This is a genomic window from Herbaspirillum autotrophicum, assembly GCF_001189915.1.
Taxonomy (GTDB): domain Bacteria; phylum Pseudomonadota; class Gammaproteobacteria; order Burkholderiales; family Burkholderiaceae_D; genus Herbaspirillum; species Herbaspirillum autotrophicum.
This window is the reverse complement of the sequence record NZ_LFLS01000027.1, coordinates 19941-43125: the sequence shown is the minus strand read 5'-3', so window position 1 is coordinate 43125 and position 23185 is coordinate 19941. Positions and strand designations below refer to the sequence as shown.

Sequence of the window (23185 nt, the reverse complement as noted above, 5' to 3'; positions counted from 1 at the left end):
CCGATGCCCGTATCAGCACAACGCGGTTTTACCTTGATCGAACTGATGATCGTCATCAGCGTTCTCAGTCTTCTGCTGGCGCTGGCCTATCCGGCCTACCAGTCCCGCCTGTTGCACGCCAAACGCGCTGAAGGCCATGCCGCCTTATTGCAGGTGATGTTGCAGCAAGAGCGGCATTTCTCACTGAACAACCGCTACCGCCTGTTTGCCGGCAACAGCAACGAAACCGGATTCAAATGGTTTTCCGGCAACGATCCGGCCCGCAGCGCGTATCACGTCAGCGGCGTCGATTGCGATCCGCCCGGCCTGCAGCAATGCATCCGGCTGCAAGCGGTACCCAACGGTTTCGCCGATCCCGTCTGCGGCACCCTCACGCTCGACAGCCGGGGACGCCGGACTGCCGCCGCCACTGGTGGCGATGCCATCCCCGCGGCATGCCGTTAATTGATCACACAAACGGAGATTCCCATGACTGGCTGCCGATCAATCCCGCCACCAGCATTTCCGGCCCGTGGTTTCACGTTGCCGGAGCTGATGGCGGTACTGACCATCGCCGCGCTCTTCATCGGCATGGCGGTACCCAACTTCCAGCGGTTTCTTGCGATCCAGCGCGTCAACAGCGCCAGCGCCGCCTTTCTGCAAGCCATCAATCTGACCCGCTCTACCGCCATCATGCGCGGCGTCCGCACCAATCTGGCGCCCCGCAACGGCAAAGACTGGCGCAGCGGCTGGCGCATCTTCGTCAAGCATGACAACAATACCGACAGCGATTTTCAAGCCGGGGACATATTGATCACCGAGCATGCTTCACTGCCGGATTCACTCGCCATCACCACCACCGTGCGCGCCGCCATCATTGCGTATCAAAGCACCGGCACCAACACTGCCGGCAGCTGGTTATTCGAGGAAGCGGAGCAGCAACGCCTGATCGCCGTCAATCTCATCGGTCGCGTGCGCAGTTGCCGCCCCGGCGTCGATCCCGGCTGCAGCCTGCCGCCCGGCCTGACCAGGTCCGCCAGACCAGCCAAGTGAGATCGACACATGACACCGCAATCCGTGATAACGTCGCGGTGCACGCCGGCACACGCTTCAGGTGTTGGCTTCATTTCGAGAACCGAGCAGAAACCGTATGTCCATTTCATTTCCAGCGATCACCGACGACCAGCAAGCCATGGCATTGGCGCTGCAACAGGCCGAACGCGGCATGTACACCACTACCCCCAATCCGCGCGTGGGTTGCGTCATCGTCAGGGAGCAGCGCGTCATCGGCGCCGGCTTCACGCAGCCGCCGGGCGGCAATCATGCCGAGATCGAAGCGCTGCACGATGCGCAAGCCAACGGCCATGACGTGCGTGGCGCCACCGTCTACGTCACGCTCGAACCATGCAGCCATTTCGGCCGCACCCCGCCGTGTGCCGATGCACTGATCCGGGCCGGCGTCGGCCGTGTGGTATCGGCCATCGGCGATCCCAATCCGCTGGTCGCCGGTCGGGGGCTGGAACGGCTCAAGGCCGCCGGCATCGACGTCAGCAGCGGCGTGCTGCGCGACGCGGCGCACGCCATCAATATCGGTTTCTTTACCCGCATGCAGCGCGGCACGCCGTGGGTACGCATGAAAAGCGCCGCCAGTCTGGATGGCAAGACCGCTCTGCACAATGGCAAGAGCCAGTGGATCACCGGCCAGGCCGCGCGCGATGACGGTCATGTCTGGCGCGCCCGCGCCTGCGCCATCCTGACCGGTATCGGCACGGTACGCGGCGACGATCCGCAACTCAATGTGCGCGCCATTGCCACCCCGCGCCAGCCGCGCCGCATCGTGATTGACAGCAAGCTGGCCTTGTCGCCGGCAGCCAAGGTGGTCAGCGGCGGCGGCACCTGGGTATTCACCGCCAGCGATGACCGCCAGAAACACGCATTGCTGGAAGCGGCCGGCGCCGAAGTCATCGTCGCCGCCAACGCCGATGGCAAGGTCGATTTGCCGCAAGTGATGCAAGAACTCGGCAAACGGCAAATCAACGAATTGCATATCGAAGCCGGCTCCAAGCTCAATGCCTCGCTGTTACGCGAACACTGTGTCGACGAGCTGCTGCTCTATCTGGCGCCGCGCCTGCTGGGCGACGCGCGCGACATGTTCGATCTGCCCGCCCTCGACGATCTGGCCGGCAGTCTGGAATTGCGTTTTCATGAGGTCAAGCAAATCGGCGCAGATTTGCGTATCCTTGCACGATTCACTTAATTTTTTCAGGTATCCGCATGTTTACAGGTATCGTTGCCGCCGTCGGCAAAATCACTTCCGTACAAGCACTTGGCGCTGGCCCCGACGCCGGTGTCCGTCTCAACATCGATGCCGGCAGCTTGCCGTTGCATGATGTCAATCTGGGTGACTCGATTGCCCTCAATGGCGCCTGCATGACCGTGGTCGAAAAGACCGCCCACGGTTTTACGGTCGATGTCTCGCGTGAAAGTCTCAGCCTCACTGCCGGCCTCGACGCACAGGGCGAAGTCAATCTGGAAAAGGCGCTGACGCTGGCCGAACGGCTCGGCGGCCATCTGGTCTCCGGCCACGTCGACGGCCTCGGCACGGTACGCAAGTTCGAACCGGTCGGTGAATCATGGGAATTGATCGTCGAAGCGCCGAAGTCACTGGCCAAATACCTGGCATACAAAGGCTCGGTGGTGGTCAACGGCGTCTCGCTGACCGTCAACCGCGTCGAAGACAGCGCCAGCGGCTGCAGCTTCTCGATCAACCTGATTCCGCACACGATTCAGGTCACCACGCTCAAGCATCTGGCAGCCGGCAGCAAGGTCAATCTGGAGATTGATGTGATTGCGCGGTATGTGGAACGAATGCTGTCGATCGACAAATAAACGCAATATCCTTCATTGCCAGAATGATAGACCTGGTCTTGACAGGAAACATCTGTAGCTCCTCATATCTTCCTGAAATTGGGTCCTTTCGGCAGCCCCTTCATTAATACCAACGAGTACCTGCGCAATTTCGTATCGGCAGCAATAACATGTTGCTGCCGGCCGCAGGACGCTTGGTGCGGGTCAACACAAATCCTCTGTTCGCTCCGATGTTTTACCCTAAGCCTGTGTGCCTGAATGGTACGTGAACAATAGCCTCCGTAATGTCTGGCTATTGCATAGTGTCAGGTGCATGAGATACTTGCACGGTTATGATGCTATTTTTCTATTTATTAGTCTGACCAGTATGATTTGGCATAGAAAAACAGAGTTGGAGGCCGCCTGATACCCATCTAATTCATGCATAGGCAAACTGTAAAATAAGGTCTTTATAAGGACGCAATATGTTAGAAAAGGCGCAGTTTCAAAACTTAACAACAGTACCAAATGCAATATGGAAGTTCTCTTCCGGCATAAATGTGATCGTAGGAGAAAATGGTTTGGGAAAATCACATGTGCTCAAAGCGATCTATTCGATGCTAAAAGTACAGGCCCAAATTGGGAAGGATTTTTCTAAATCTACGCTCGAAAAAGCGTATGCCGATAAGCTGATCGCGGTAATGCGTCCAGAGTCTATTGGGCGTTTGGTAAAGCGTAAACAAGGCCGCGATCGTTGCGAAATTGCGCTGACGATGAAAGACGATGGTAAAAACAGCAAAATTGCCTTTGCGACCAATGCCAAATCTCAAGTTGAAGTAATTCAGGCGCCGAATGAATGCTTGACTCTGTCTCCAGTTTATTTTCCGACGCGTGAATTGGCCACATTATGTCCATGGTTTGTTCCGCTATATGACAATTATCATATCGAGTTTGAGGAAACATGGCGCGATACCGTTTCACTGCTTGGTGCTCCTTCGATCAAAGGTCCTCGTGCAAACAAAGTTGCCAGATTACTCAAACCACTTGAAGAAGCGATGGGAGGCAGGGTTGTCGTTGATGGGGCGAACGGCCGGTTTTATCTTCAGGTAACTGGAGAGGGACGAATGGAAATGCCGCTCGTCGCAGAAGGAATGAGGAAACTCGCAATGTTGGCCCGCTTGATAAGTACAGGAGTATTACTTGAACAAGGCTATCTGTTCTGGGACGAACCGGAAACAAACCTAAACCCCAAACTCATCAAGACCCTTGCTGAAAGTATCGTTCGCCTGGCGTCAGAAGGAATCCAGATTTTCATCGCTACACATTCGCTATTTCTGCTTCGAGAATTAGAGATGCTGGCGACAAACAAGAATTACAAAGAAATGAATTCGAGATATTTTTCATTGGTAGCCGAGTCAGATGCAGTTATCTTGGAACAAGGTGATCGGATTGATGATTTGCATACCATAGTTTCGTTGGACGAAGAGTTAAGACAATCAGATCGCTTCCTCGATGCAGAGGAGACGTAATGTCAGTTATCCAATCAACCTTGGTCGAAGGAAATCTCACATTTACCTTTCCTGCCGACAGCATATCCAGCAAGTATGACGATTGGTCGCACTATAGAAATCAAGCCCAGAAAATTTGTGGCTCCAGCAAAGCCGTTGACATAGTCTTTGCAGAGGGGAATACCGCTTGGCTGATCGAAATTAAAGACTTTCGACAGCATGCAAGAACCAAGACAATTGATTTAGGTGACGAAGTAGCTATCAAAGTCAGAGATACTCTGGCCGGACTTGTCAGCGCCAAATGTTCAGCAGTCGACCCAGACGAAAAGTCTTGCGCAAAAAAACTAATTCACGCGAACAAAGTACGCATCGTATGTCATTTAGAGCAACCAGCGAAACACTCAAAATTGCGGCCGAGAGCAATTGAACCAGCGCATCTCATACTCAAACTAAGAACCTTGCTAAAAGCAATCGATCCTCATCCTGCAGTCGTCGACCAGAATTCATTACATCCGACAATGAATTGGACCGTTATTTGATCATTGCATCAAACCACCTCGATTAAACCGTGCTCAGAATGACAATCAAATCTGCGCACTCTGCTTGCAGACAATCCGTCCAATCGGATTGCAATCACCGACCCGGTAAAGCTTGCGCGGAAAACGGCGCTGATCGGGATGATCCGACGCCAGCCACCATTCGCCGCCGTCGCGCATCATGCGCTTGAGGCTGAGCTGGCCTTCGTAGTTGATGGCGAATGCGACGCCGTCGAGAAACTGCCGGTCGGCGGTATTGATGATGATGGTATCGCCCTCGTACAACGCCGGTTCCATGCTGTCGTCGCTGACCTTGATGGCAATCAGGCGCTTGAGCACGTAGCCGTGCGTGTTGATCCAGTGCCGCCGTACCACGAACGGCAAATCGTCATTATCTATCGGCACCACGTTGAATTTTTCGCTGCCGGCTTTCAGGTTCAGCACGCCGGTCTTGACCGGCACCAGTTCATGATCCGAGACCGTGAACTCACCGACACCGCTGGCTTCCTCCGAGACAAAATAGCGCGTGGCGCCGATGCCGGTTTGCTTGGCGCCGGTGCCATCGAGAACCCACGACACACTGTAACCGAGCGCCTTCTCTATGTTTTTGGCATAGGCGTAGCCCATGGTTTCATGAATCCCGATCTTCCATTGATTGACCAAACCACGCGTGCAACCGGCGATTTGCGCCAGCCTGCTTTGCTTGCCGTGTTGCGGCCCTTCCATTTCGGACAGGATGATACGGATGCGTTCCGGGAAAGTGCTCATGAGCAAGAATCTAACAAATGATTTGTTTTTTGTATAGGAATCAACAAATCGATTTGAATATCAAAATAGACTCATCACAGGAAGATAAATACACTTAAGTTTCCACAAGGAAACAAAATATTACCTGTTCGGAATTGACTTTAGCGCCGACGCTTCAATCATTCGGTGTTAACCGGGCCAATTCACTGTTACAGCAATATCGCCAGGTATGGCAGGCATTGCGCAAGTCGTTTGCAACATGACTTCGCCCCCTCTTCCAAGCCGCCAAAACACTTCGTATCGTCTATTCACATGGACAAATATCGCTATTTTTCTACTTAAATATCGATTGATTGCGAGTCTCGCGGTGCGTGGACCGGCACATTGCGGCCGGAATCATTTTGCCGGCAAGGCAACCGGATGGCATGCCCGAAGCAGCCCATGTCCGGTCATGGCCGGCGTTGTCTTTCACGCTTCATCCTTCAATGACGGGAGTATTGATGCATTCAGGTTCTTCGCAACACAACGACGGTCTGGTATCCATCGCCGATGGCAAGGCAGTGACCACCAGCCAGCAGGTCGCACGTTTTTTCGGCAAGCCGCACAGCAAGATATTGCTCGGTATCGATCTGGTACAGATGGAATTGCCGTCGCGCTGGCATGACCCGCACTTCCTGCAAATCGCACCGGCATTCAGGAGCGATGGCAAACGCGATGCCAGAGCGCGCGCCTATCGCATGACGTTCGAAGGTTTCATGCTGCTGGGCGTGGCATTCGCCAGCAAGACCACGCGCCCGTTCATGCTGACGTATGTGGAGCAGTTCAGTCAGATTGAACAGACCATTCTGAACCGGCAGCCGCGTGGCAACTCCCCCCGGCGCGACAGCCAGTGAACAACGGGGCGGTGCCATGACGGCCCGCCCCGTTGTTGCCAATCCGGTTCAACTGACCTTCAATTGAAGCTGAGCTGCACCTTCATCATCTTCGAACGGTCACCGGCGATATTGAACGCGTCGACCGATTGTTCGAACGGATAGGTTGCGGAGATCAGCGGCTTGACGTCGACCAGGCGTTTGTTCATCAACTCCACGGCGATTGCGAATTCCTCATGGAAGCGGAAGGCGCCGCGCCATTCGAGTTCCTTGCCGACCAGCAGGTTGGCCGGGAAGTTGATGTCGCCGCCGAGACCAACTTGCACGATCACGGCACCGGGACGCAAGGTATCGAGCGCGCCGCGCAACGCCTGTTCATTGCCGCTGACTTCAAACAGTACGTCGAAGCTGCCCTTGTCTTTGGTAAAAGACTGCAGTGCCTGCGGATCGGCGCTGACATCAATCGCCTGATCGGCGCCGACCTTGAGTGCACTTTCCAGCGGCATTTTGGCGACATCGGTCACCACGATCTGCAAGGCACCGGCACGGCGGGCGGCGATTACCGTCAGTGCACCGATAGGACCGCAACCGGTGACCAGCACCCGCTTGCCAAACAAGGGGCCGGCGCGACGCACCGCGTGCAAGGCCACCGACAACGGCTCGGCCATCGCTGCTTCGCCATCGCTCACATGATCGGCCACCACGTGCGCCTGCGAACGCTCGATCACGATTTCCTGACGGAACGCGCCTTGTACGTGCGGCATGCGCATGGCGCTGCCGTAAAAGCGCATATCCAGACAGTGATTCTGTTTGCCTTCCTGACAGTACTTGCAACTGCCGCACGGCAAACTCGGGCTGATCGAAATCCTGGTACCGGGCGCGATGTCGGTAATGCCGCTGCCGGCTTCGGCAATCACGCCGGAAACTTCGTGGCCCAGCACCATCGGTTCCTTGATGCGCACCGTGCCGAAACCGCCGTGATGATAGTAGTGCAGATCGGACCCGCAAATGCCGCCGGCCTTGACTTTGACTTTCAGTTGCTGCGGCTGCAAGGTGCCGGTTTCCAATTCCTGAACGCGCAAATCGTGCGGCGCGTGAATGACAATTCCTTGTTGCATGTGTTTCTCCTGTGGGTTCGGCTCGGTTCGTTCGGTTCGTTCGGTTCGCTCAGTTCAGTGATATGCAGGCAAGCGGCATATCACAGCGTGGCAGTCACGCCGCCATCGACATACAGAATGTGACCGTTGACGAAACGCGAGGCGTCGCTGGACAAGAAGATCGCAGCACCGACCAGATCTTCGACATCGCCCCAGCGCCGTGAAGGGGTGCGTCCCACCAGCCACTCGGTGAATTTCTCATCGGCCACCAGCGCCATATTCATATCGGTCTTGAAATAACCGGGGCCAAGGCCGTTGACTTGCAAACCGTATTTGCCCCAGTCAATCGCCATGCCCTTGGTGAACATTTTGACGGCGCCCTTGGTCGCGGTGTACGGCGCAATGTTGGGACGTCCGAGTTCGCTCTGCACCGAACAGACATTGATGATCTTGCCGCGGCCACGCGGAATCATGCGTTGCGCCACGGCACGGGCGGTAAAGAACACGCTGTTCAGATTGGTCGAAATCAGATCGTGCCAGTCGCTGTCGGTGAAATTTTCCAGCGGGCCGCGGCGTTGAATGCCGGCATTGTTGAACAGGATATCAATCGCACCGATTTCATTTTCGATACGCGCCACGGCGGTATCGACCGATGCCGATGAGGTAGCGTCAAAGCAGGCTTCGTGGATGGTATAGCCTTCTTCACGCAGGGTAGCGGCAACGCCGGCCAGCTTGATCGCATCCCGGCCGTTGAGGACGATGGCGGCACCGGCAGCGGCCAGTCCGCGCGCCAGCGCCAGACCGATGCCGCCGCTGGAACCGGTGATCAGCGCCAGCTTGCCGCTCAGAGAAAATTGTTGCAAACCCGATGGTAATGTCGTTGTCATTGCGTCTCCTGGTGGATTTCTTCTGCACCGCTCAGTCATCCCGAACGGCAGATTACGGTGAATACGGTGAATAACTACGTGCAACTCAAGGTGTCGGCGCGTCCCGCTGAAATGCCGCCAATGCCAGATATTCCTGTTCCAGTTTGCCCGGCAGCGCCATGAAGATCGGCCGCAACCGTTCATAGATCGCGACATTGGTGGCAATCGGCACATGCCGGTTGGTGGAGCCGACCATGTCTGAAATCACATCCAGCGACGGTACCAGACCCAGCGCATACAAACCGAGTACGGCCGCGCCCAGGCACGATGATTCAACGCTTTCCGGCACCACCACTTCGCGATTGAAAATATCGGCCATCATTTGCCGCCACAAGGCCGAACGCGCAAAGCCGCCGGTCGCCATCATGCGTCTGGTCGGTCCGATCAGGTCTTCGACCGCCGGCAAGATGCTGTAGAGATTGAAGATCACGCCTTCCAGCGCGGCGCGGATCATGTGTTCCTTGCGATGATGCAAGGCCAGGCCGAAGAACGAGCCACGCAAATCGGCATTCCACAACGGTGCCCGTTCGCCGGCCATGAACGGATGGAACAGCAAGCCTTCGGCGCCCGGCGTCACCTGTTCGGCGATGCGTGTTAGCGCATCGTAAGGATCGATACCGGCTTGACGGGCAGTCTCTGCTTCCGCCGTCGCCAGTTCATCGCGCACCCAGCGGAAAATATTGCCGCCGTTATTGACCGGCCCGCCGACCACCCAATGATCAGGCGTCAGCGCATAACAGAAAGTGCGGCCCGAGGCATCGGTCACCGGCTTGTCGATCACCGTGCGCATCGCGCCCGAGGTGCCGATGGTGACCGCGACCTGGCCCGGATGAATGGCGTTGACGCCGAGATTCGACAAGACGCCGTCGTTGGCACCGATCACAAACGGCGTGTCGGCCGGCAAACCGAGTTGCGCCGCGACCGCCGCATCCAGTCCTTGCAGATGATGCGTGGTCGGTACCGGTGTCGACAGCCGCGCAGGCACAACGCCGGTCAGCGCCAGCGCGCCCTCGTCCCATGCCAGTTGTTGCAGGTTGAACAGACCGGTGGCAGAGGCAATCGAATAATCTACCAGCCATTGTCCGAACAGGCGGAAAAAGACATATTCCTTGACGCCGGCGAAGCGCGCCGTCGCCGCGAACAATTGCGGCTGATCCTCGCGCAACCACATCAGTTTGCACAATGGCGACATCGGATGGATCGGGGTGCCGGTGCGGCGGTAGATGGCGTTGCCATCGTGTTCGGTCTTGATGCGTCCGGCCCAGACGCTGGCACGGTTATCGGCCCAGGTGATGCTGTTGGTCAGCGGCTGCTGATCCTGGCCGATGGCGATCACGCTGTGCATGGCCGCACTGAATGACACCAGCGCGACGCCATCGTGATTGCCCTTGGCCCGCACCGCCTGCAACGCTTGCGCAATCGATGTCAGCACCGCCTGATAAATCTGCTGCGGGTCTTGCTCGGCCATGCCCGGTGCAGTGCACAACAACGGGTATTCAACCGCATGCTGGGCCACCACCCGGCCATCCAGCGTGAAGGCCACGGTTTTGGTACTGGTGGTGCCGATATCGACGCCAAGCATGAGGTTGTTCTTCATTGGTACTCCCGGACGGTGGTTCGGATCGGTCAGACCACCAGATTAAGCAACATGATGAAGATGATAGCAACAACTGAAATAATCGTTTCCATCACGGTCCAGGTTTTGAAGGTTTCACCGACGCTCATGTTGAAGTATTCCTTGACCAGCCAGAAACCGGCGTCGTTGACGTGCGACAAGATCAGCGAACCGGCGCCGGTCGCCAGCACCAGCAATTCGCGATTGGTACCGGGAATCATGCCCACCAGCGGCGCCACGATACCGGCGCCGGTGATGGTGGCAACGGTGGCTGAACCGGTGGCGACACGAATCACGCCGGCCACGAACCAGGCCAGCAACAGCGGAGAAATTTGCGCATGCACGGCAATTTCACCGATGGCAGTACCGACCCCACTATTGACCAGCATTTGCTTGAAGCCGCCGCCGGCGCCGATGATCAGCACGATGGCAGCCGTCGGCGCCAGGCTCTGGTCGACGAATTTCAATACCTGTTGGCGGGAAAAACCGCGCGCCGTACCAAAGGTATACAGCGACAACAGCAACGCTGCCAGCAAGGCCACGATAGGATTGCCGATGAAATCCATCAGGTCGCGCATGGCGCTGCCTTCCGGCAGTGCCACATCGACGAAGGTCTTGAGCAGCATCAGGAATACCGGCAGCAGCACGGTAACCAGCGTGATGCCGAAGCCCGGCAAGTTCTTGGTTTCCGGCTCGCGCGCCAGTTGCGCCATCAATTCTTCCGATGGCTTGATATCAACATACTTTGAAATGAAAGAGCCGAACATCGGACCGGCAATGATGACCGTTGGCAAACCGACGATCAGGCCATACAAGATTGTCTTGCCGATATCGGCACCGAAAATGCCGATCGCCAGCAACGGCCCCGGATGCGGCGGCACCAGACCGTGCATCACCGACAAGCTGGCCAGCATCGGCATGCCGATCTTGAACAGCGGTACGCCGGAACGGCGGGACACGATGAAGACCAGCGGAATCAGCAACACGAAACCGATTTCAAAGAACAGCGGGATGCCGACCAGAAAAGCGCCGATCATCATGGCCCAATGCACACGCTGCTTGCCGAAGGCGCGCACCAGCGTCTGTGCGATTTGATCGGCGCCGCCGGATTCGGCCATCATCTTGCCGAGCATGGTGCCCAGTCCGAGGACGATGCCGACAAAACCGAGCACGCCGCCAAAGCCATCCTGGAAGGATTTGACGATCTTCGGCAAAGGCATGCCGGAAATCAGACCGAGCAAGCCGGAAGTGATGGTCAGGGCGATGAAAGGATGGATGCGGAAACGCGTGATCATCAGGATCAACGCGACAATGGCAATGACTGCGTTTAACAACAGGGTTGCTTCGTGACTCAGGCCCAGCATGAATGTCTCCAAGGTGTTGAGGTGCCGGCTGTCAGGTTCATGCCGCGGGCATACGCAGCGGCGCACGATGACAACCTTGATTGCACACGGGAAATACAGCGGACGTTATTACGCCGCCGAACATGTATTCCACCTGGATTTCATGCCTCAGACGAACGGTAATCGGACCATGCCGGCTTGCAAACCCGTCGTGCCCACTGTCTTGCGCAGTGTCAGCGGTCAGGCTCCAGCGTCGATGCGCCAACGTTTCAAGTACCCGTTGCGACATGTTGAATGCGATGGTAGCGCTAACACAAGGCGCGATGATAGCGCTACCAAATTTCTGGTGTCAACGGATTTTTACGCACAAAGGCGGCCGGCATGGTGCCCGCAGCGGCGATGCAACAGTGCGCTGCCAGACGCCGGGCAGCGGTCGCGCGTCTTGCAAGCGGCACGCGCGGAGGCCCCGCGCACGACCGGGTCCGACGATTGGCGCTAGAATGCCTGTCCACGCAAGCCAAGGACGTATTATCCAAACCCCGCTCATCCCTGACGACGAAATAGAATTGAGCGCCATCCGCGCCCAGGGCAGTGGCGGCCAAAACGTCAACAAAGTATCGAGTGCGATCCATTTGCGTTTCGACATTCAAGCCTCCTCCCTGCCCGCGCATTTGAAAGAACGCCTGCTGGCTTTGCGCGATCAGCGCATCAGCAAAGATGGCGTGATCATCATCAAGGCCCAGGCGTTTCGCAGTCAGGAAAAGAACAAGGAAGAAGCGATCCGGCGCTTGCATGAAATGCTGGCATCCGTCACCGTCCTGCCGCCGACCCGGCGCGCCACCAAACCGACTCGCAGCGCGAAACGGAAACGGCTGGAACAGAAAACCAGCCGTGGCCAGATCAAACTGACCCGGGCCAAAGTCACCGACTGATTGCTGCGTTGCGGCAGCAAGCGGGGATGCGAGCTGCTGTGCATCCATGCAAATCCGTTGCGAATTTGAGCAAAGCCGCTGCCGTGCGGCTTGCCGCGTTGTCGCTCGCACAATGTCAGGCCGGCGACACCTGGCTGCAACGTTTTGGCTTAGGCTGTCTCCAAACAGAAGACCTACTACAAATAGCAACGGAGACAGCAATGACCGATAAGTACCGCAGCTTTATTGCCGCACGCGATTTTTTGCAACTGCACCGCAACGATTACGACACCGCTTATCGCGATTATCGCGCGCCGGTCTTGCCGGAATTCAACTGGGCGCTGGATTTCTTCGACGTCCAGGCCAAGGGCAATACGGCACCGGCGCTGTGGGTGGTCGATGAGAATGGCAAGGAAAGCAAGATTTCCTTTGCCGACATGGCACAGCGCTCAAGTCAGGTCGCCAATTATTTGCGCAGCCTCGGCGTCAAGCGCGGCGAACGCTTGTTGCTGATGTTGCCGAACCGGGTCGAGTTGTGGGAAATCATGCTGGCCTGTATCAAGCTCGGGGCCGTGATCGTCCCGACCACGATGCTGGTGTCCGGTGATGATTTGCTGGACCGCATGGAACGCGGCGCGATCCGTCACGTCGTGGCGCAAACCACTGAACTGGAAAAATTTGCGGCGCTCGGCGACGGTTTCACGCGCATCGCGGTCGGTGGCGCCACGCCCGGCTGGCATGCGTTTGAAGAAAGCAGCTTCGCCGCTACCGGTTTTTCACCTGATGCGCGCACGCTGGCGACCGATCCGCTATTGTTGTATTTCACCTCGGGCACTACCTCCAAACCCAAGCTGGTATTGCACAGCCACGCCAGCTACACCATCGGCCACTTGTCCACCATGTACTGGATCGGTTTGAAAGCGGGCGATATCCATTGGAACATCAGCTCGCCCGGCTGGGCCAAGCATGCCTGGAGTTGTTTCTTCGCGCCGTGGAATGCCGGCGCCGCCGTGTTCGTTTATAACTATGAACGCTTCAATGCGCGCAAGTCGCTGGAAGTCATCGCCCGCTGCGGCGTGACGTCGCTGTGCGCACCGCCGACCGTGTGGCGCATGATGATTCAGGAAGAGTTGAGCAAGTACAAGTTGCCGCTGCGGGAACTGGTCGGCGCCGGTGAACCGCTCAATCCGGAAGTGATCGAGCAAGTCGAACGGGCCTGGGGCATCCGCATCCGCGACGGCTTCGGCCAGACCGAAACCACGGCGCAGATCGGCAACACGCCGGGCCAGAAACTGAAACCCGGTTCGATGGGCCGGCCCCTGCCCGGCTATCGCGTGGCCTTGCTCGATCCCGATGACCAGCCGGCACTGGAAGGTGAAATTTCACTCGATCTGCAAACCCGTCCGGTCGGTCTGATGATCGGTTATGAAGGCGATGCCGAAAAGAATGCCGATGTCATGAGCAGTGGTCATTACCACACCGGCGACACCGCATCGCGTGATGCAGACGGCTACTATTTTTACGTCGGTCGCAATGACGATGTATTCAAGTCGTCGGATTACCGCATCAGTCCGTTTGAGCTGGAAAGCGTGATGGTCGAACATGAGGCCGTATTGGAAGCGGCCATCGTGCCGAGCCCGGATGATTTGCGCTTGTATGTGCCGAAAGCGTTCATCACCTTGCGGGAGGGATTCACGCCGGACAATGCGCTGGCGCAATCGATCTTTGCGTTTGCACGGGCCAGACTGGCGCCCTACAAGCGGGTGCGGATCATTGAATTTTCGGATTTGCCGAAGACCATTTCCGGCAAGATCAGGCGTGTGGAATTGCGGCGGCAGGAGCAAAAGCGATCCGGCGAGATCGGGAATGCGATGGAGTTTCGGGAAGAGGTTTGAAGGATGTGCCCGTGTATTTTTATTTTTTCTGTCGTCTCTCTTTGATGAAGCAAGCAGGGGGTGGCCCGCAGCCACTCACTTTCTTTGCTTCGTCAAAGAAAGCAAGCAAAGAAAGACGGCCGCAACAGCTGCGGCCCTTCGGGTTCCCGTTGGCGATCGGTTCCGAACTGAGTGGCGGCGGAGCTGCCCCGCCTGGGTCATCGCAGAAACAACCACCGCCACTCCCCGCTGAATCCCTTTCAGTCATGCGCGCCACCAGAGTATGATGTCGCCAACATCAGTCTCCCCACCCGCCATGCCCCGACAACCATCCGTCCCGTCGACCACCAAGCCCGCGCGCGCCGGCCGCGCCACCGGCCGCGTCACCATCGTCGATGTCGCCCGTGAAGCGCAAGTCAGTCCGATGACTGTTTCGCGCGCACTGAAAACGCCCGCCGTCGTACAACAGCAAGCACGCGACCGCATCAGCGCCGCCATCAAGAAACTCGGTTACTTCCCGAATCAGGCCGCCAGCACGCTGGCATCGGCCCGTTCGCAAGTGATCGGGGTGCTGGTGCCATCGCTGACCAATGCCGTCTTCATCGAAACCCTGAGCGGTATCCGTGACTATCTGGCGCAAGCCGGTTATCAGTTCCTGATCGGCGAAACCGGTTACGCCAAGGCCAAGGAAACGCAACTGATCTCGACGTATCTGGCACATGCGCCTGACGGCTTTTTATTGTCCAGCGTAGAACAGCACGACATCTTGCGCGCTGCGGCCGGCGATCATATCCCGGCAGTGCGCATGTTCGATCTCGGCAAGAGCAAGCAAGACATGAGCGTCGGCTTTTCCCAGCTCAAGGCCGGCTACGCGGTGGCGCGGCATTTGATTGAACGCGGTTATCGCAAGCCGGGATTTCTGGCGGCGCAGATGGACCCGCGCATGCTCAAGCGGCGCGAAGGATTTCGCAAGGGATTGAGTGAAGCCGGCTTCGACCCGGATATCGAAGTCTTGCTGCCGACTCCGACTACCGTCGATATGGGGGCGCAATTGTTGCGCCGGATTCTGGAATTGAATCCCGATTGTGATGCCATTTTTTGCTGCAATGACGATCTGGCGCTGGGCGCCTTGTTTGAATGTCAGCGTCGCGGCATTCAGGTGCCGTCACAAATGGCGATTGCCGGTTTCAACGATCTGTCATGGGCCGCCTGCGCCACGCCGTCGATCACCACGGTCGTCACGCCGCGTTACGACATCGGCTTTCAGGCGGCAAAATTGCTGATACAACAACTCAAAGGCGAGACCATCGCCAAGGCACGCATCGATCTCGGCTTTGAACTGGCAGTGCGCGAAAGTACCTGAACGGTATGCCATCGCGCCCTGCCGTTGCACTGAAACTTACTTGCCGGCAGCAGCGATGATGGTGATCTCGATCAGCTTTTGCGGGGTGGCCAGTTTGGCTTGTACGGTAGCACGCGCCGGTGCATGGCCGGGCGTCACCCAGGCATCCCACACCGCATTCATGTCGGCCGCCAGCGCCATGTCATCCAGATAAATCGTGCATTGCAAAATGCGGCTCTTGTCGCTGCCCTGTTCGGCCAGCAAACGGTCGATGGTCGCCAGCACTTCTTCGGTCTGGCCCTTGATGCCGACGTCGACATTCCTGGCCACTTGTCCGGCCAGATACAGTACCCCCTGATACTCGGCTACCTGCGACAGGCGTGGTCCGATATGGCTGCGTTTGATTTCACTCATGATGACGATCCTTGCATTGTTGGAAACAAACGGCAGTGTAGCGCAGAGCGCGTTGCCTGCCGATGCAAAATCGGCATGAACGACGAGCCGCGCATGGCATTTTTTTGCGACGCCAATTCGCCAATATTTGCTATCGACAAGCCGCTTCCCGGCGCTACAATCAGCGCATGCGCAAGCATGATGAAACGTTATAAAAAAATCACCACAGGAGAAGACGCATGAGGAGACTTAATGGCTTCAGCACGCCGGCACTGGCGTTGCTGTGTACTTCGCTGACAGGGATGCCGGCCCAGGCCCAGACTGCAGCGCAACCGGTAATCAAGTACGACCTCACTTACGACATCGTCAGCCCGATTCAGTCAGCCAACGGCATGGTTGCCTCCGAGCAAGAACTGGCCACCAAGGTCGGCGTCGATATTCTCAAGCGCGGCGGCAATGCGATTGATGCCGGCGTCGCCGTCGGCTTCGCGCTGGCCGTGGTGTTGCCGAATGCCGGCAACATCGGCGGCGGTGGCTTCATGATGATTCACGATGCCAAGACCGGCAAGAATGTCGCACTCGACTTCCGCGAAATGGCTCCGGCCCGGGCCAGCCGCGATATGTATCTGGATGACAAGGGCAATGTAGTGCCCGGTCGTTCGCTGTACAGTCACCTCGCCGTCGGCGTTCCCGGCACGGTGGCCGGCCTGACCCATGCGCTCAACAAATACGGCACCATGAAGTTGTGGGAAGTCATGGCGCCGGCAATCAAGCTGGCCAACGACGGCTATCCGGTCAGCCCGAGTCTGGCGCTGATTCTGGCGGCCGAACGCGATCATCTGGGCCAGTGGGATTCCAGCAAGGCAATTTTCTTCAAGGATGGCCGTCCGCTCAAGGCTGGCGAAAAGCTGGTGCAAAAGGATCTGGCGAAATCGATGAAACTGATTTCGCGCGAAGGCGCGTCGGCTTTTTATGAAGGTGCCATTGCCAAAAAAATCGTCGCCGAGATGGCCAAACACAACGGCCTGATCACCAGTGATGACCTCAAGAAATACAAAGTGGTTGAACGCGAACCGGTGGTCGGCAATTATCGCGGCTATCAGGTCATGTCGATGCCGCCGCCAAGTTCGGGCGGTATCCACATCATCCAGATGATGAATATTCTGGAACGCTATCCGCTCAAGGAGTACGGCGCCGACAGTGCCCAGACCATCCACCTGATGGCGGAGTCGATGAAACTGGCGTATGCCGACCGCTCCGAGTATCTCGGTGACCCCGATTTCACCAAGGTGCCGGTCAAGGGCCTGACCTCGCGCAGCTATGCCGATGAACTGGCGAAGAAGATCGATCCCAACCGCGCCACGCCATCGACTGAAATCAAACCGGGCAAACCGCAGCCGTATGAAAGCGACCAGACCACGCATTTCTCGGTCGCCGACAAGGCCGGCAATATTGTCGCCACCACCTACACGCTGAATCTGAATTTCGGCAGCGGCATTGTGGCGACCGGTACCGGCATCACGCTCAACAATGAAATGGACGACTTCTCCGTCAAGCCGGGAGTGCCGAATGCGTTCGGCCTGGTGGGTGGCGAAGCCAATGCCGTCGCCGCCTACAAACGGCCACTGAGTTCGATGTCGCCGACCTTCGTGCTCAAGGATGGCAAGCCGTTCCTGGTGACCGGCAGCCCGGGTGGCAGCCGTATCATCACCACCACCATGGAAACCATCCTCAACGTCATCGATCACGACATGAATGTGGCGGAAGCTACCATCACGCCGCGCATCCATCATCAGTGGGCGCCGGATCAGTTGCGTATCGAAAAAGGTATCAGCGCCGACACCATCAAGCTGTTGCAGGACAAGGGCCAGAAAGTCAGCATTCAGCCGTCCATGGGTCGCACGCAAACGATTCAGATCAAGGATGACGGTTTCTACGGTTATTCCGATCCACGCAATCCGGATGGCCGCGCGATCGGCTTCTGATTGTCGTCACCGCAGTTCGCTTCATGCATGCCGCCCGGCTGATACCGGGCGGCATTTTTCATTGGGCCCGGCAAAACACTGTTGCAACGCACACCAGCAAATGACGTGCGATTATCGCCCATTAGATTGTTTATCGCACACACATTGATTATCATCTGCGAGCATATTTCCGGCCGACAAATAAAAATCCAACTCAGCGCCCGGCACCAAAAACCAAAATCAGGAGCGGAGAACCAGATGAAGCTTGGCAATTTGAAAATAGCAGTTCGTCTCGGCATGACTTTTTGTATCGTGGTGGCAATTCTGGCGATCATCATCAGCATTGCACTCAATGTGTTATCGCGCCTCAACGACGATACCGCGCGCATCATTACCGAACGCTGGCCGGCGATTGAAGTGGCGCAAGGCAATTACACCGAAGCCAACAATATTTCACTGGCGATCCGCAACATGATGCTGCACTACGAGGTCGCCGATCAGCAAAAGGAACTGGCCAACATCGTGCGTTCGCGTACGGCCATCAAGAACAACGATGCCAGACTGCAAAAAATGATCGTCGACGAGGCCGGACTGGCCTTGCTGAAAAAGACCCTGCGCCTGCAAACCCGCTTCATGCAGCAACAAGACAAGGTACTCGAATACATTGACCTCACCATGCTGGATGAAGCCAAGAAATACCTGACCGTAGAAGTGCTGCCGGATTTCATTGCCTACCGCGATTCGCTGGCGCAACTGGTGGCCTATCAAGCCGGCCTGATGCAGGCTGCGAGTCAGGATACCCAGTCCAGCTACGTGTTTACGCGTAATCTGATTGTCGCCATCGGCGTGCTCGGCTTGTTGCTGGTGGGCGTGATCGGCGCCATGATGACGCGCTCGATCACGGTGCCGATGCAACATGCGGTGGCAATTGCCGAGGTGGTGGCGCGCGGTGATTTCACCTCCGATATCCGCAGCGGCAACCAGGACGAAACCGGCAAGTTGCTGACTTCGCTGCAACACATGAACACCAGCCTGCACCGCACCGTGGATGAAGTCCGTCAGGGCGCCGACAGTATCACCACTGCCTCGCTGGAAGTCGCCGATGGCATGGATGATCTGTCTTCGCGCACCGAGCAACAGGCGATTGCGCTGCAACACTCGGCATCCTCGATTGAACAATTGACGGCGATGGTCAGACACAACGCCGACAGCGCGCAACAGGTCAACACGCTGGCGATTTCCGCATCCGACATTGCCGCCGAGGGCGGCACCGTGGTGGCGGAAGTGGTCAAGACCATGGAAGCCATCAATGCCTCGGCCAAAAAAATCGTCGACATCATCAGCGTCATCGACGGCATTGCCTTTCAGACCAACATCCTGGCGCTCAATGCTGCGGTCGAAGCCGCGCGCGCCGGCGAGCAGGGTCGCGGCTTTGCGGTGGTGGCGTCGGAGGTGCGCACACTGGCGCAGCGGTCGGCCAATGCGGCGCGGGAAATCAAGGGCTTGATTGATACGTCGGTCGACAATGTCGGCTATGGCAGCAAGCTGGTGAATCAGGCCGGCACCACCATGAGCGGCATCGTCGTCAGCGTCAAGAAAGTAGCCGACATCATTGGTGAAATCAGTACCGCCAGCCACGAACAATCCCTGGGCATCGAGCAGATCAATCGCGCCATCGCCGAAATGGATGGCACCACGCAGCAAAACGCGGCGCTGGTGCGGCAGGTATCGGTGGCGTCGCAAGCCTTGTAACATCAGGCTGCCAGCCTGGGTCAGGCGGTCAGTGTATTCAAGCTGCGCCATGCCGGATTGCACCCGCCTGAAGCGGCAGCGGTGTTGCCGATGTCAGCCACCGAACAGCAGCGACTGACACTGGCAATGACAGTTGATTAAAATGCGCCGACGTAATTTTCTGCGAGTGCGGTCGCCATGGCTTTGGAGTTGACCACGAACTCCAGCTCGGCGCGCTGCATCTGTTGCTGGAATGACGAAGCGTCGGCAAAGGTATGCAACAGGCTGGTCATCCACCACGAGAAATATTCGGCGCGCCAGACCCGCTTGAGTGCGTTTTCGGTATAGGCCGCCAATTGATCGTGACGTCCATGCCGGTAAAAATCATTGAGCGCCTGCGACAAGATGCGCACATCGCCAACCGCCAGGTTCATGCCCTTGGCACCGGTCGGCGGCACGATGTGCGCCGCGTCGCCGGCCAGGAACAACCGGCCGTGCTGCATGGTGGTCGTCACGAAGCTGCGCATGCCGATAATGTTCTTCTGGAAAATCCTGCCTTCTTTCAGTTGCCAGCCATCATTGTTTTCAAGCCGCTGATGCAATTCCGCCCAGATGCGATCATCCGACCAGTTATTGACGTCATCTTTCGGATCGCATTGAAAGTACAGCCGCTGCACACTCGGCGAGCGCGTGCTGACCAGCGCAAAGCCGCGTTCATGCTGCGCGTAGATCAGCTCCTCGGACGACGGCGCCGATTCCACCAGAATGCCAAACCAGCCGAACGGGTAAATCCGCTGAAAATCCTGCCGCAGGTGTTCCGGCATCGATGGCCGCGACACGCCGTGAAAACCGTCGCAACCGATCACGAAGTCGGCCTGCAAATGTTGCGCTTGCCCGGCATGCTGATAACTGACTGCCGGCGCTTCGCTGTCGATGTTGTGCAATTGCACTTCGCTGACCTCGAACAGCAGCGTACCTTGGGCCGCCAGTCTGGCGGCGACCAGGTCCTTGATCACTTCATGCTGGGCATACACCGTGATGGCCTTGCCGGTCAGTGCCGTCAGATCAATGCGATGACGGCGGCCGCCGAACGACAGCTCGAAGCCGTGGTGCAGCGCACCTTCGCTGCGCATGCGCTCGCCCACGCCGGATTCGTTGAGGATATCCATGCTGCCCTGCTCCAGCACACCGGCGCGAATGGTGGCTTCGATGTCGGCGCGGCTGCGGCTTTCCAGCACCACCGATTCGATGCCTTGCAGATGCAACAGATGAGATAACAACAGTCCGGCCGGACCGGCGCCGATGATGGCTACTTGGGTATGCATGGCATGTCTCCTTATTGGTATGCCTGCATCGTAGCGGCGGATGGCGCTGGAAAGAATGGATGAAAGCCGCAATAACTTGTACTATTTTTACACGCATCATTTTGACGAAAGCTGTTGCCCATGGCTGCAAGCAACAAAAAAGCCCGCGCTGAACAGGTACCGCAATTCTCGCTCTACGGCGAGGACACAAGGCCAGACAACGCCGAGTTCGTGCATATAGAACTGATCGAGACCCGCAGCCGCCTGCATGACTGGCACATTCAGAGCCATACGCATCGCGGTCTGTTTCAGGTACTTTTTTTAATGTCGGGTCATGTCAGCGCCGAGATCGACAATGCGGTCTGGGAATGTGAAGGCCCGGTCGCCATCACGATTCATCCGTCGGTGGTGCACGGTTTTGCCTTTTCGGAAGAAGCGGTCGGCTTCGTACTGACGGTGGATCAGAATGTGGTATTCGCGGTCGGAAGCAGCACCGGCGCCGACAGCCAGACCGATATTTTTGCGACGCTGTTCGTGCAGCCGCTGGCCATCGATCTGCAACCCGTACCCGAAGTGCGGGAACGACTGGAAGCCTTGTTGCGCAATCTGATTGCCGAATCGGCCTGGCCCCTGTTCGGCCACACACTGATGCTGGAATGGCTGGCGCGCAGCGCCCTGCTGTTGCTGGTGCGGCTGCATGCCGACCACCGCTCGGCCGATCAGAGCGGGCGGCATGACTTTGAATTATTCAGCCGCTTTCGCACACTGGTCGAACAACACTACAAAGACCAGTGGCAGATCAGCCAGTATGCCGCCAGCCTGCGGGTGACGCCGAGCCGGCTGAATCGCCTGTGCCTGAAACTGTCGGGAGACTCCGCCTTCGACCTCACCCAGCAGCGGCTGATGCTGGAAGCCTGCCGCAAACTGACCTATGTGCCATCCGGCATCGCCAGCATCGCCTATGAACTGGGTTTTCAGGATCCGGCCTATTTCAGCCGCCTGTTCAAACGCCATACCGGCCTGACGCCGAAAGCATTTCGCGGCCAAAACATGGCGCCGGAAGACGCCGCAGACGGCTCCTGAAAACGCCCGTTACAACAAGGCCATGGCGCGTCCGACAAATTGCAACAGCGGCATGTCCAGTCCGGTACCGCGCAGCAATTCCGGCTCTTGTGCATACGCGGCCGCAAGCTTGGCTTTCAGGCTGCCGTCATCGCCGGCATGGGTCACATCAAACAGGATTTTCCATTGCGCCGCCAGTTCGCGCACGGCCGGATCGCTGACCTGCGCGCCCTGTGCCACCAGCTTGCGCATGGCGGCAATCAGCGGCGGCCAGGCGGCTTTGGTTTGCGTCCGGCCCTGCAACACGTGCGCCAGCTCCTGCGGTGTCAGGTATTTGGCATAGATTGCCGCGTGTCGCGCCTGCATGCACGACATGACGTAATCCAGCAATGCCGGGTCAATGCCGGACTGCGCCTGCGCCGCCGTTTCATTGCGGGTCATGGCATCCATTTTGGTCATGAGCGCCGGATCATTGCCCACCATTGCTTCCACCAGCGCGGTCCATTCCGATGCCCGCGCCTGGGCGTCCGCATGGGCCGGATCGACGCCGCGTTGCATCAGGTCGCGCATGGCCCGGACCAGCGTCGCCCAGCGCGCATCCAGATCCGGGACGGCATTGCGCCGGTGGTGGTCCAACAAGGTCAATTCTTCTGCGGTAAAGTATTTTTCGTACATGGTCATCAACTCCAGAGTAAGCAGCAAATCGGCCATCTCCGGCGTGTCGCCCTGGTCCATCTTGTTCTTCAGAAACAGCAGCTGCGTTCTCAGACGCGTGCTTTGCTCGATCTGCCGGTCGAGCTCTGCCAACTGTTTCGGAATCAGGTCCGTGAGCGTCATGCCATCGCCAGCCAGCGTGTCACCGATATCGGCCAGCGCAAAACCCAATTGCTTGAGCGCCTGAATCTGATTCAGGCGCATAAGGTCATCGCGGTCGTACATGCGATAACCGGCGTCGGACCGGTGAGAAGGAATGAGCAAGCCAATCGCATCGTAGTGATGCAGGGTTTTGATGGTCAGCCCGGTCTGACGGGCCAATGCGCCGACTTTCAATAGCATGGTTGCTCTCCTTCAGCCGCTACTGTGCGACCTGACCCAAGGTCAGGGTCAATACGAAAATGGAATTTTTGTGGCGGG

Annotated in this window: 22 protein-coding genes; 14 read left to right on the top strand and 8 right to left on the bottom strand. The window is 57.6% G+C overall.

The window, feature by feature from the left end; genetic code table 11:
* The first annotated feature begins 3 nt into the window (after positions 1 to 3).
* The 6 genes from AKL27_RS19190 to AKL27_RS19165 all read left to right on the top strand — a co-directional run bounded on the left by AKL27_RS19190 (position 4) and on the right by AKL27_RS19165 (position 4873).
* Positions 4 to 444, top strand: coding sequence for a type IV pilin protein (locus AKL27_RS19190; RefSeq protein ID WP_198156020.1), 441 nt, complete (start codon positions 4 to 6; stop codon positions 442 to 444).
* A gap of 24 nt (positions 445 to 468) precedes the next feature.
* Complete coding sequence (locus AKL27_RS19185; protein WP_050464470.1) at positions 469 to 1032, top strand: GspH/FimT family pseudopilin; 564 nt, start codon at positions 469 to 471, stop codon at positions 1030 to 1032.
* 97 nt (positions 1033 to 1129) lie between these two features.
* Positions 1130 to 2236 (top strand): bifunctional diaminohydroxyphosphoribosylaminopyrimidine deaminase/5-amino-6-(5-phosphoribosylamino)uracil reductase RibD, encoded by a 1107-nt coding sequence (gene ribD / locus AKL27_RS19180; RefSeq protein WP_050464469.1) that lies wholly within the window; start codon positions 1130 to 1132, stop codon positions 2234 to 2236.
* Positions 2237 to 2253: 17 nt separating this feature from the next.
* Positions 2254 to 2868, top strand: coding sequence for a riboflavin synthase (locus AKL27_RS19175; RefSeq protein WP_050464468.1), 615 nt, complete (start codon positions 2254 to 2256; stop codon positions 2866 to 2868).
* A 443-nt stretch (positions 2869 to 3311) separates the two neighbouring features.
* Entirely contained in the window at positions 3312 to 4355 is a 1044-nt protein-coding gene (locus AKL27_RS19170; RefSeq protein WP_050464467.1) for an AAA family ATPase, read from the top strand.
* A complete protein-coding gene (locus AKL27_RS19165) occupies positions 4355 to 4873 on the top strand; it encodes a hypothetical protein (RefSeq protein ID WP_198156019.1) in 519 nt (172 codons plus the stop codon). Before AKL27_RS19170 ends, AKL27_RS19165 begins: the two co-directional genes overlap by 1 nt.
* Positions 4874 to 4918: 45 nt before the next feature.
* On the opposite strand, the gene AKL27_RS19160 is transcribed toward AKL27_RS19165, so the two are convergent.
* Positions 4919 to 5638 carry a S24 family peptidase gene (locus AKL27_RS19160; RefSeq protein WP_050464466.1) on the bottom strand — a complete coding sequence of 240 codons (720 nt, stop codon included), beginning with the start codon at positions 5636 to 5638 and terminating at the stop codon, positions 4919 to 4921.
* Positions 5639 to 6117: 479 nt separating this feature from the next.
* Between AKL27_RS19160 and AKL27_RS19155 the strand changes: the two genes are divergently transcribed.
* The gene (locus AKL27_RS19155) at positions 6118 to 6510 is read left to right on the top strand and encodes a Rha family transcriptional regulator (protein ID WP_050464465.1); all 393 of its coding nucleotides are present in this window, start codon (positions 6118 to 6120) and stop codon (positions 6508 to 6510) included.
* 59 nt (positions 6511 to 6569) lie between these two features.
* Here the strand turns inward: AKL27_RS19155 and AKL27_RS19150 are convergent, their stop codons facing one another.
* The 4 genes from AKL27_RS19150 to AKL27_RS19135 form a co-directional block, all read right to left on the bottom strand.
* Positions 6570 to 7607 (bottom strand): L-idonate 5-dehydrogenase, encoded by a 1038-nt coding sequence (locus AKL27_RS19150; RefSeq protein WP_050464464.1) that lies wholly within the window; start codon positions 7605 to 7607, stop codon positions 6570 to 6572.
* 80 nt (positions 7608 to 7687) lie between these two features.
* Entirely contained in the window at positions 7688 to 8473 is a 786-nt protein-coding gene (locus tag AKL27_RS19145) for an SDR family NAD(P)-dependent oxidoreductase (protein WP_050464463.1), read from the bottom strand.
* Positions 8474 to 8558: 85 nt separating this feature from the next.
* Entirely contained in the window at positions 8559 to 10109 is a 1551-nt protein-coding gene (gene gntK, locus AKL27_RS19140; protein WP_050464462.1) for a gluconokinase, read from the bottom strand.
* Positions 10110 to 10138: 29 nt separating this feature from the next.
* The gene (locus AKL27_RS19135; RefSeq protein ID WP_050464461.1) at positions 10139 to 11491 is read right to left on the bottom strand and encodes a GntP family permease; all 1353 of its coding nucleotides are present in this window, start codon (positions 11489 to 11491) and stop codon (positions 10139 to 10141) included.
* Positions 11492 to 11970: 479 nt separating this feature from the next.
* Between AKL27_RS19135 and arfB the strand changes: the two genes are divergently transcribed.
* The 3 genes from arfB (at position 11971) to gntR (ending at position 15618) form a co-directional block, all read left to right on the top strand.
* Positions 11971 to 12402 carry an alternative ribosome rescue aminoacyl-tRNA hydrolase ArfB gene (gene arfB, locus AKL27_RS19130; protein ID WP_050464460.1) on the top strand — a complete coding sequence of 144 codons (432 nt, stop codon included), beginning with the start codon at positions 11971 to 11973 and terminating at the stop codon, positions 12400 to 12402.
* Between the two features lie 200 nt (positions 12403 to 12602).
* Complete coding sequence (locus AKL27_RS19125) at positions 12603 to 14276, top strand: AMP-binding protein (RefSeq protein WP_050464459.1); 1674 nt, start codon at positions 12603 to 12605, stop codon at positions 14274 to 14276.
* A 295-nt stretch (positions 14277 to 14571) separates the two neighbouring features.
* On the top strand, positions 14572 to 15618 hold the full coding sequence (gene gntR, locus AKL27_RS19120) for an HTH-type transcriptional regulator GntR (RefSeq protein WP_050464458.1): 1047 nt from the start codon (positions 14572 to 14574) through the stop codon (positions 15616 to 15618).
* Positions 15619 to 15654: 36 nt separating this feature from the next.
* Here gntR and AKL27_RS19115 read toward each other — a convergent pair whose 3' ends face one another.
* Positions 15655 to 16011, bottom strand: a complete 357-nt coding sequence (locus tag AKL27_RS19115; RefSeq protein WP_050464457.1) for a RidA family protein — start codon at positions 16009 to 16011, stop codon at positions 15655 to 15657.
* Between the two features lie 75 nt (positions 16012 to 16086).
* Between AKL27_RS19115 and AKL27_RS27865 the strand changes: the two genes are divergently transcribed.
* From AKL27_RS27865 to AKL27_RS28660, 3 genes are all read left to right on the top strand, one after another.
* Positions 16087 to 16233 carry a hypothetical protein gene (locus tag AKL27_RS27865; RefSeq protein WP_157057012.1) on the top strand — a complete coding sequence of 49 codons (147 nt, stop codon included), beginning with the start codon at positions 16087 to 16089 and terminating at the stop codon, positions 16231 to 16233.
* Positions 16230 to 17975, top strand: coding sequence for a gamma-glutamyltransferase (gene ggt, locus AKL27_RS19110; protein WP_050464456.1), 1746 nt, complete (start codon positions 16230 to 16232; stop codon positions 17973 to 17975). Before AKL27_RS27865 ends, ggt begins: the two co-directional genes overlap by 4 nt.
* 237 nt (positions 17976 to 18212) lie before the next feature.
* Positions 18213 to 19706 carry a methyl-accepting chemotaxis protein gene (locus AKL27_RS28660; protein WP_050464455.1) on the top strand — a complete coding sequence of 498 codons (1494 nt, stop codon included), beginning with the start codon at positions 18213 to 18215 and terminating at the stop codon, positions 19704 to 19706.
* Positions 19707 to 19843: 137 nt separating this feature from the next.
* On the opposite strand, the gene AKL27_RS19100 is transcribed toward AKL27_RS28660, so the two are convergent.
* Positions 19844 to 21010, bottom strand: a complete 1167-nt coding sequence (locus tag AKL27_RS19100) for a 4-hydroxybenzoate 3-monooxygenase (RefSeq protein WP_050464454.1) — start codon at positions 21008 to 21010, stop codon at positions 19844 to 19846.
* 120 nt (positions 21011 to 21130) lie between these two features.
* On the opposite strand from AKL27_RS19100, the gene AKL27_RS19095 reads away from it, so the two are divergent.
* Positions 21131 to 22072: a helix-turn-helix domain-containing protein gene (locus tag AKL27_RS19095; protein ID WP_050464453.1), complete on the top strand. Its 942-nt coding sequence runs from the start codon at positions 21131 to 21133 to the stop codon at positions 22070 to 22072.
* Between the two features lie 9 nt (positions 22073 to 22081).
* On the opposite strand, the gene AKL27_RS19090 is transcribed toward AKL27_RS19095, so the two are convergent.
* Positions 22082 to 23107, bottom strand: a complete 1026-nt coding sequence (locus tag AKL27_RS19090) for a MerR family transcriptional regulator (RefSeq protein WP_050464452.1) — start codon at positions 23105 to 23107, stop codon at positions 22082 to 22084.
* Positions 23108 to 23185: the final 78 nt, after the last annotated feature.

Coding starts and splice junctions, on each gene's coding strand:
- AKL27_RS19165 (WP_198156019.1), top strand. CDS start 4,355: ATGTCAGTTATCCAATCAACCTTGGTCGAAGGAAATCTCACATTTACC.
- gntR (WP_050464458.1), top strand. CDS start 14,572: ATGCCCCGACAACCATCCGTCCCGTCGACCACCAAGCCCGCGCGCGCC.
- AKL27_RS19115 (WP_050464457.1), bottom strand. CDS start 16,011: ATGAGTGAAATCAAACGCAGCCATATCGGACCACGCCTGTCGCAGGTA.
- AKL27_RS19090 (WP_050464452.1), bottom strand. CDS start 23,107: ATGCTATTGAAAGTCGGCGCATTGGCCCGTCAGACCGGGCTGACCATC.
- ribD (WP_050464469.1), top strand. CDS start 1,130: ATGTCCATTTCATTTCCAGCGATCACCGACGACCAGCAAGCCATGGCA.
- AKL27_RS19100 (WP_050464454.1), bottom strand. CDS start 21,010: ATGCATACCCAAGTAGCCATCATCGGCGCCGGTCCGGCCGGACTGTTG.
- AKL27_RS19125 (WP_050464459.1), top strand. CDS start 12,603: ATGACCGATAAGTACCGCAGCTTTATTGCCGCACGCGATTTTTTGCAA.
- AKL27_RS19155 (WP_050464465.1), top strand. CDS start 6,118: ATGCATTCAGGTTCTTCGCAACACAACGACGGTCTGGTATCCATCGCC.
- AKL27_RS19170 (WP_050464467.1), top strand. CDS start 3,312: ATGTTAGAAAAGGCGCAGTTTCAAAACTTAACAACAGTACCAAATGCA.
- arfB (WP_050464460.1), top strand. CDS start 11,971: ATGCCTGTCCACGCAAGCCAAGGACGTATTATCCAAACCCCGCTCATC.
- AKL27_RS19150 (WP_050464464.1), bottom strand. CDS start 7,607: ATGCAACAAGGAATTGTCATTCACGCGCCGCACGATTTGCGCGTTCAG.
- gntK (WP_050464462.1), bottom strand. CDS start 10,109: ATGAAGAACAACCTCATGCTTGGCGTCGATATCGGCACCACCAGTACC.
- AKL27_RS19095 (WP_050464453.1), top strand. CDS start 21,131: ATGGCTGCAAGCAACAAAAAAGCCCGCGCTGAACAGGTACCGCAATTC.
- AKL27_RS27865 (WP_157057012.1), top strand. CDS start 16,087: ATGAACGACGAGCCGCGCATGGCATTTTTTTGCGACGCCAATTCGCCA.
- AKL27_RS19160 (WP_050464466.1), bottom strand. CDS start 5,638: ATGAGCACTTTCCCGGAACGCATCCGTATCATCCTGTCCGAAATGGAA.
- AKL27_RS19185 (WP_050464470.1), top strand. CDS start 469: ATGACTGGCTGCCGATCAATCCCGCCACCAGCATTTCCGGCCCGTGGT.
- AKL27_RS19135 (WP_050464461.1), bottom strand. CDS start 11,491: ATGCTGGGCCTGAGTCACGAAGCAACCCTGTTGTTAAACGCAGTCATT.
- ggt (WP_050464456.1), top strand. CDS start 16,230: ATGAGGAGACTTAATGGCTTCAGCACGCCGGCACTGGCGTTGCTGTGT.
- AKL27_RS19190 (WP_198156020.1), top strand. CDS start 4: ATGCCCGTATCAGCACAACGCGGTTTTACCTTGATCGAACTGATGATC.
- AKL27_RS19175 (WP_050464468.1), top strand. CDS start 2,254: ATGTTTACAGGTATCGTTGCCGCCGTCGGCAAAATCACTTCCGTACAA.
- AKL27_RS19145 (WP_050464463.1), bottom strand. CDS start 8,473: ATGACAACGACATTACCATCGGGTTTGCAACAATTTTCTCTGAGCGGC.
- AKL27_RS28660 (WP_050464455.1), top strand. CDS start 18,213: ATGAAGCTTGGCAATTTGAAAATAGCAGTTCGTCTCGGCATGACTTTT.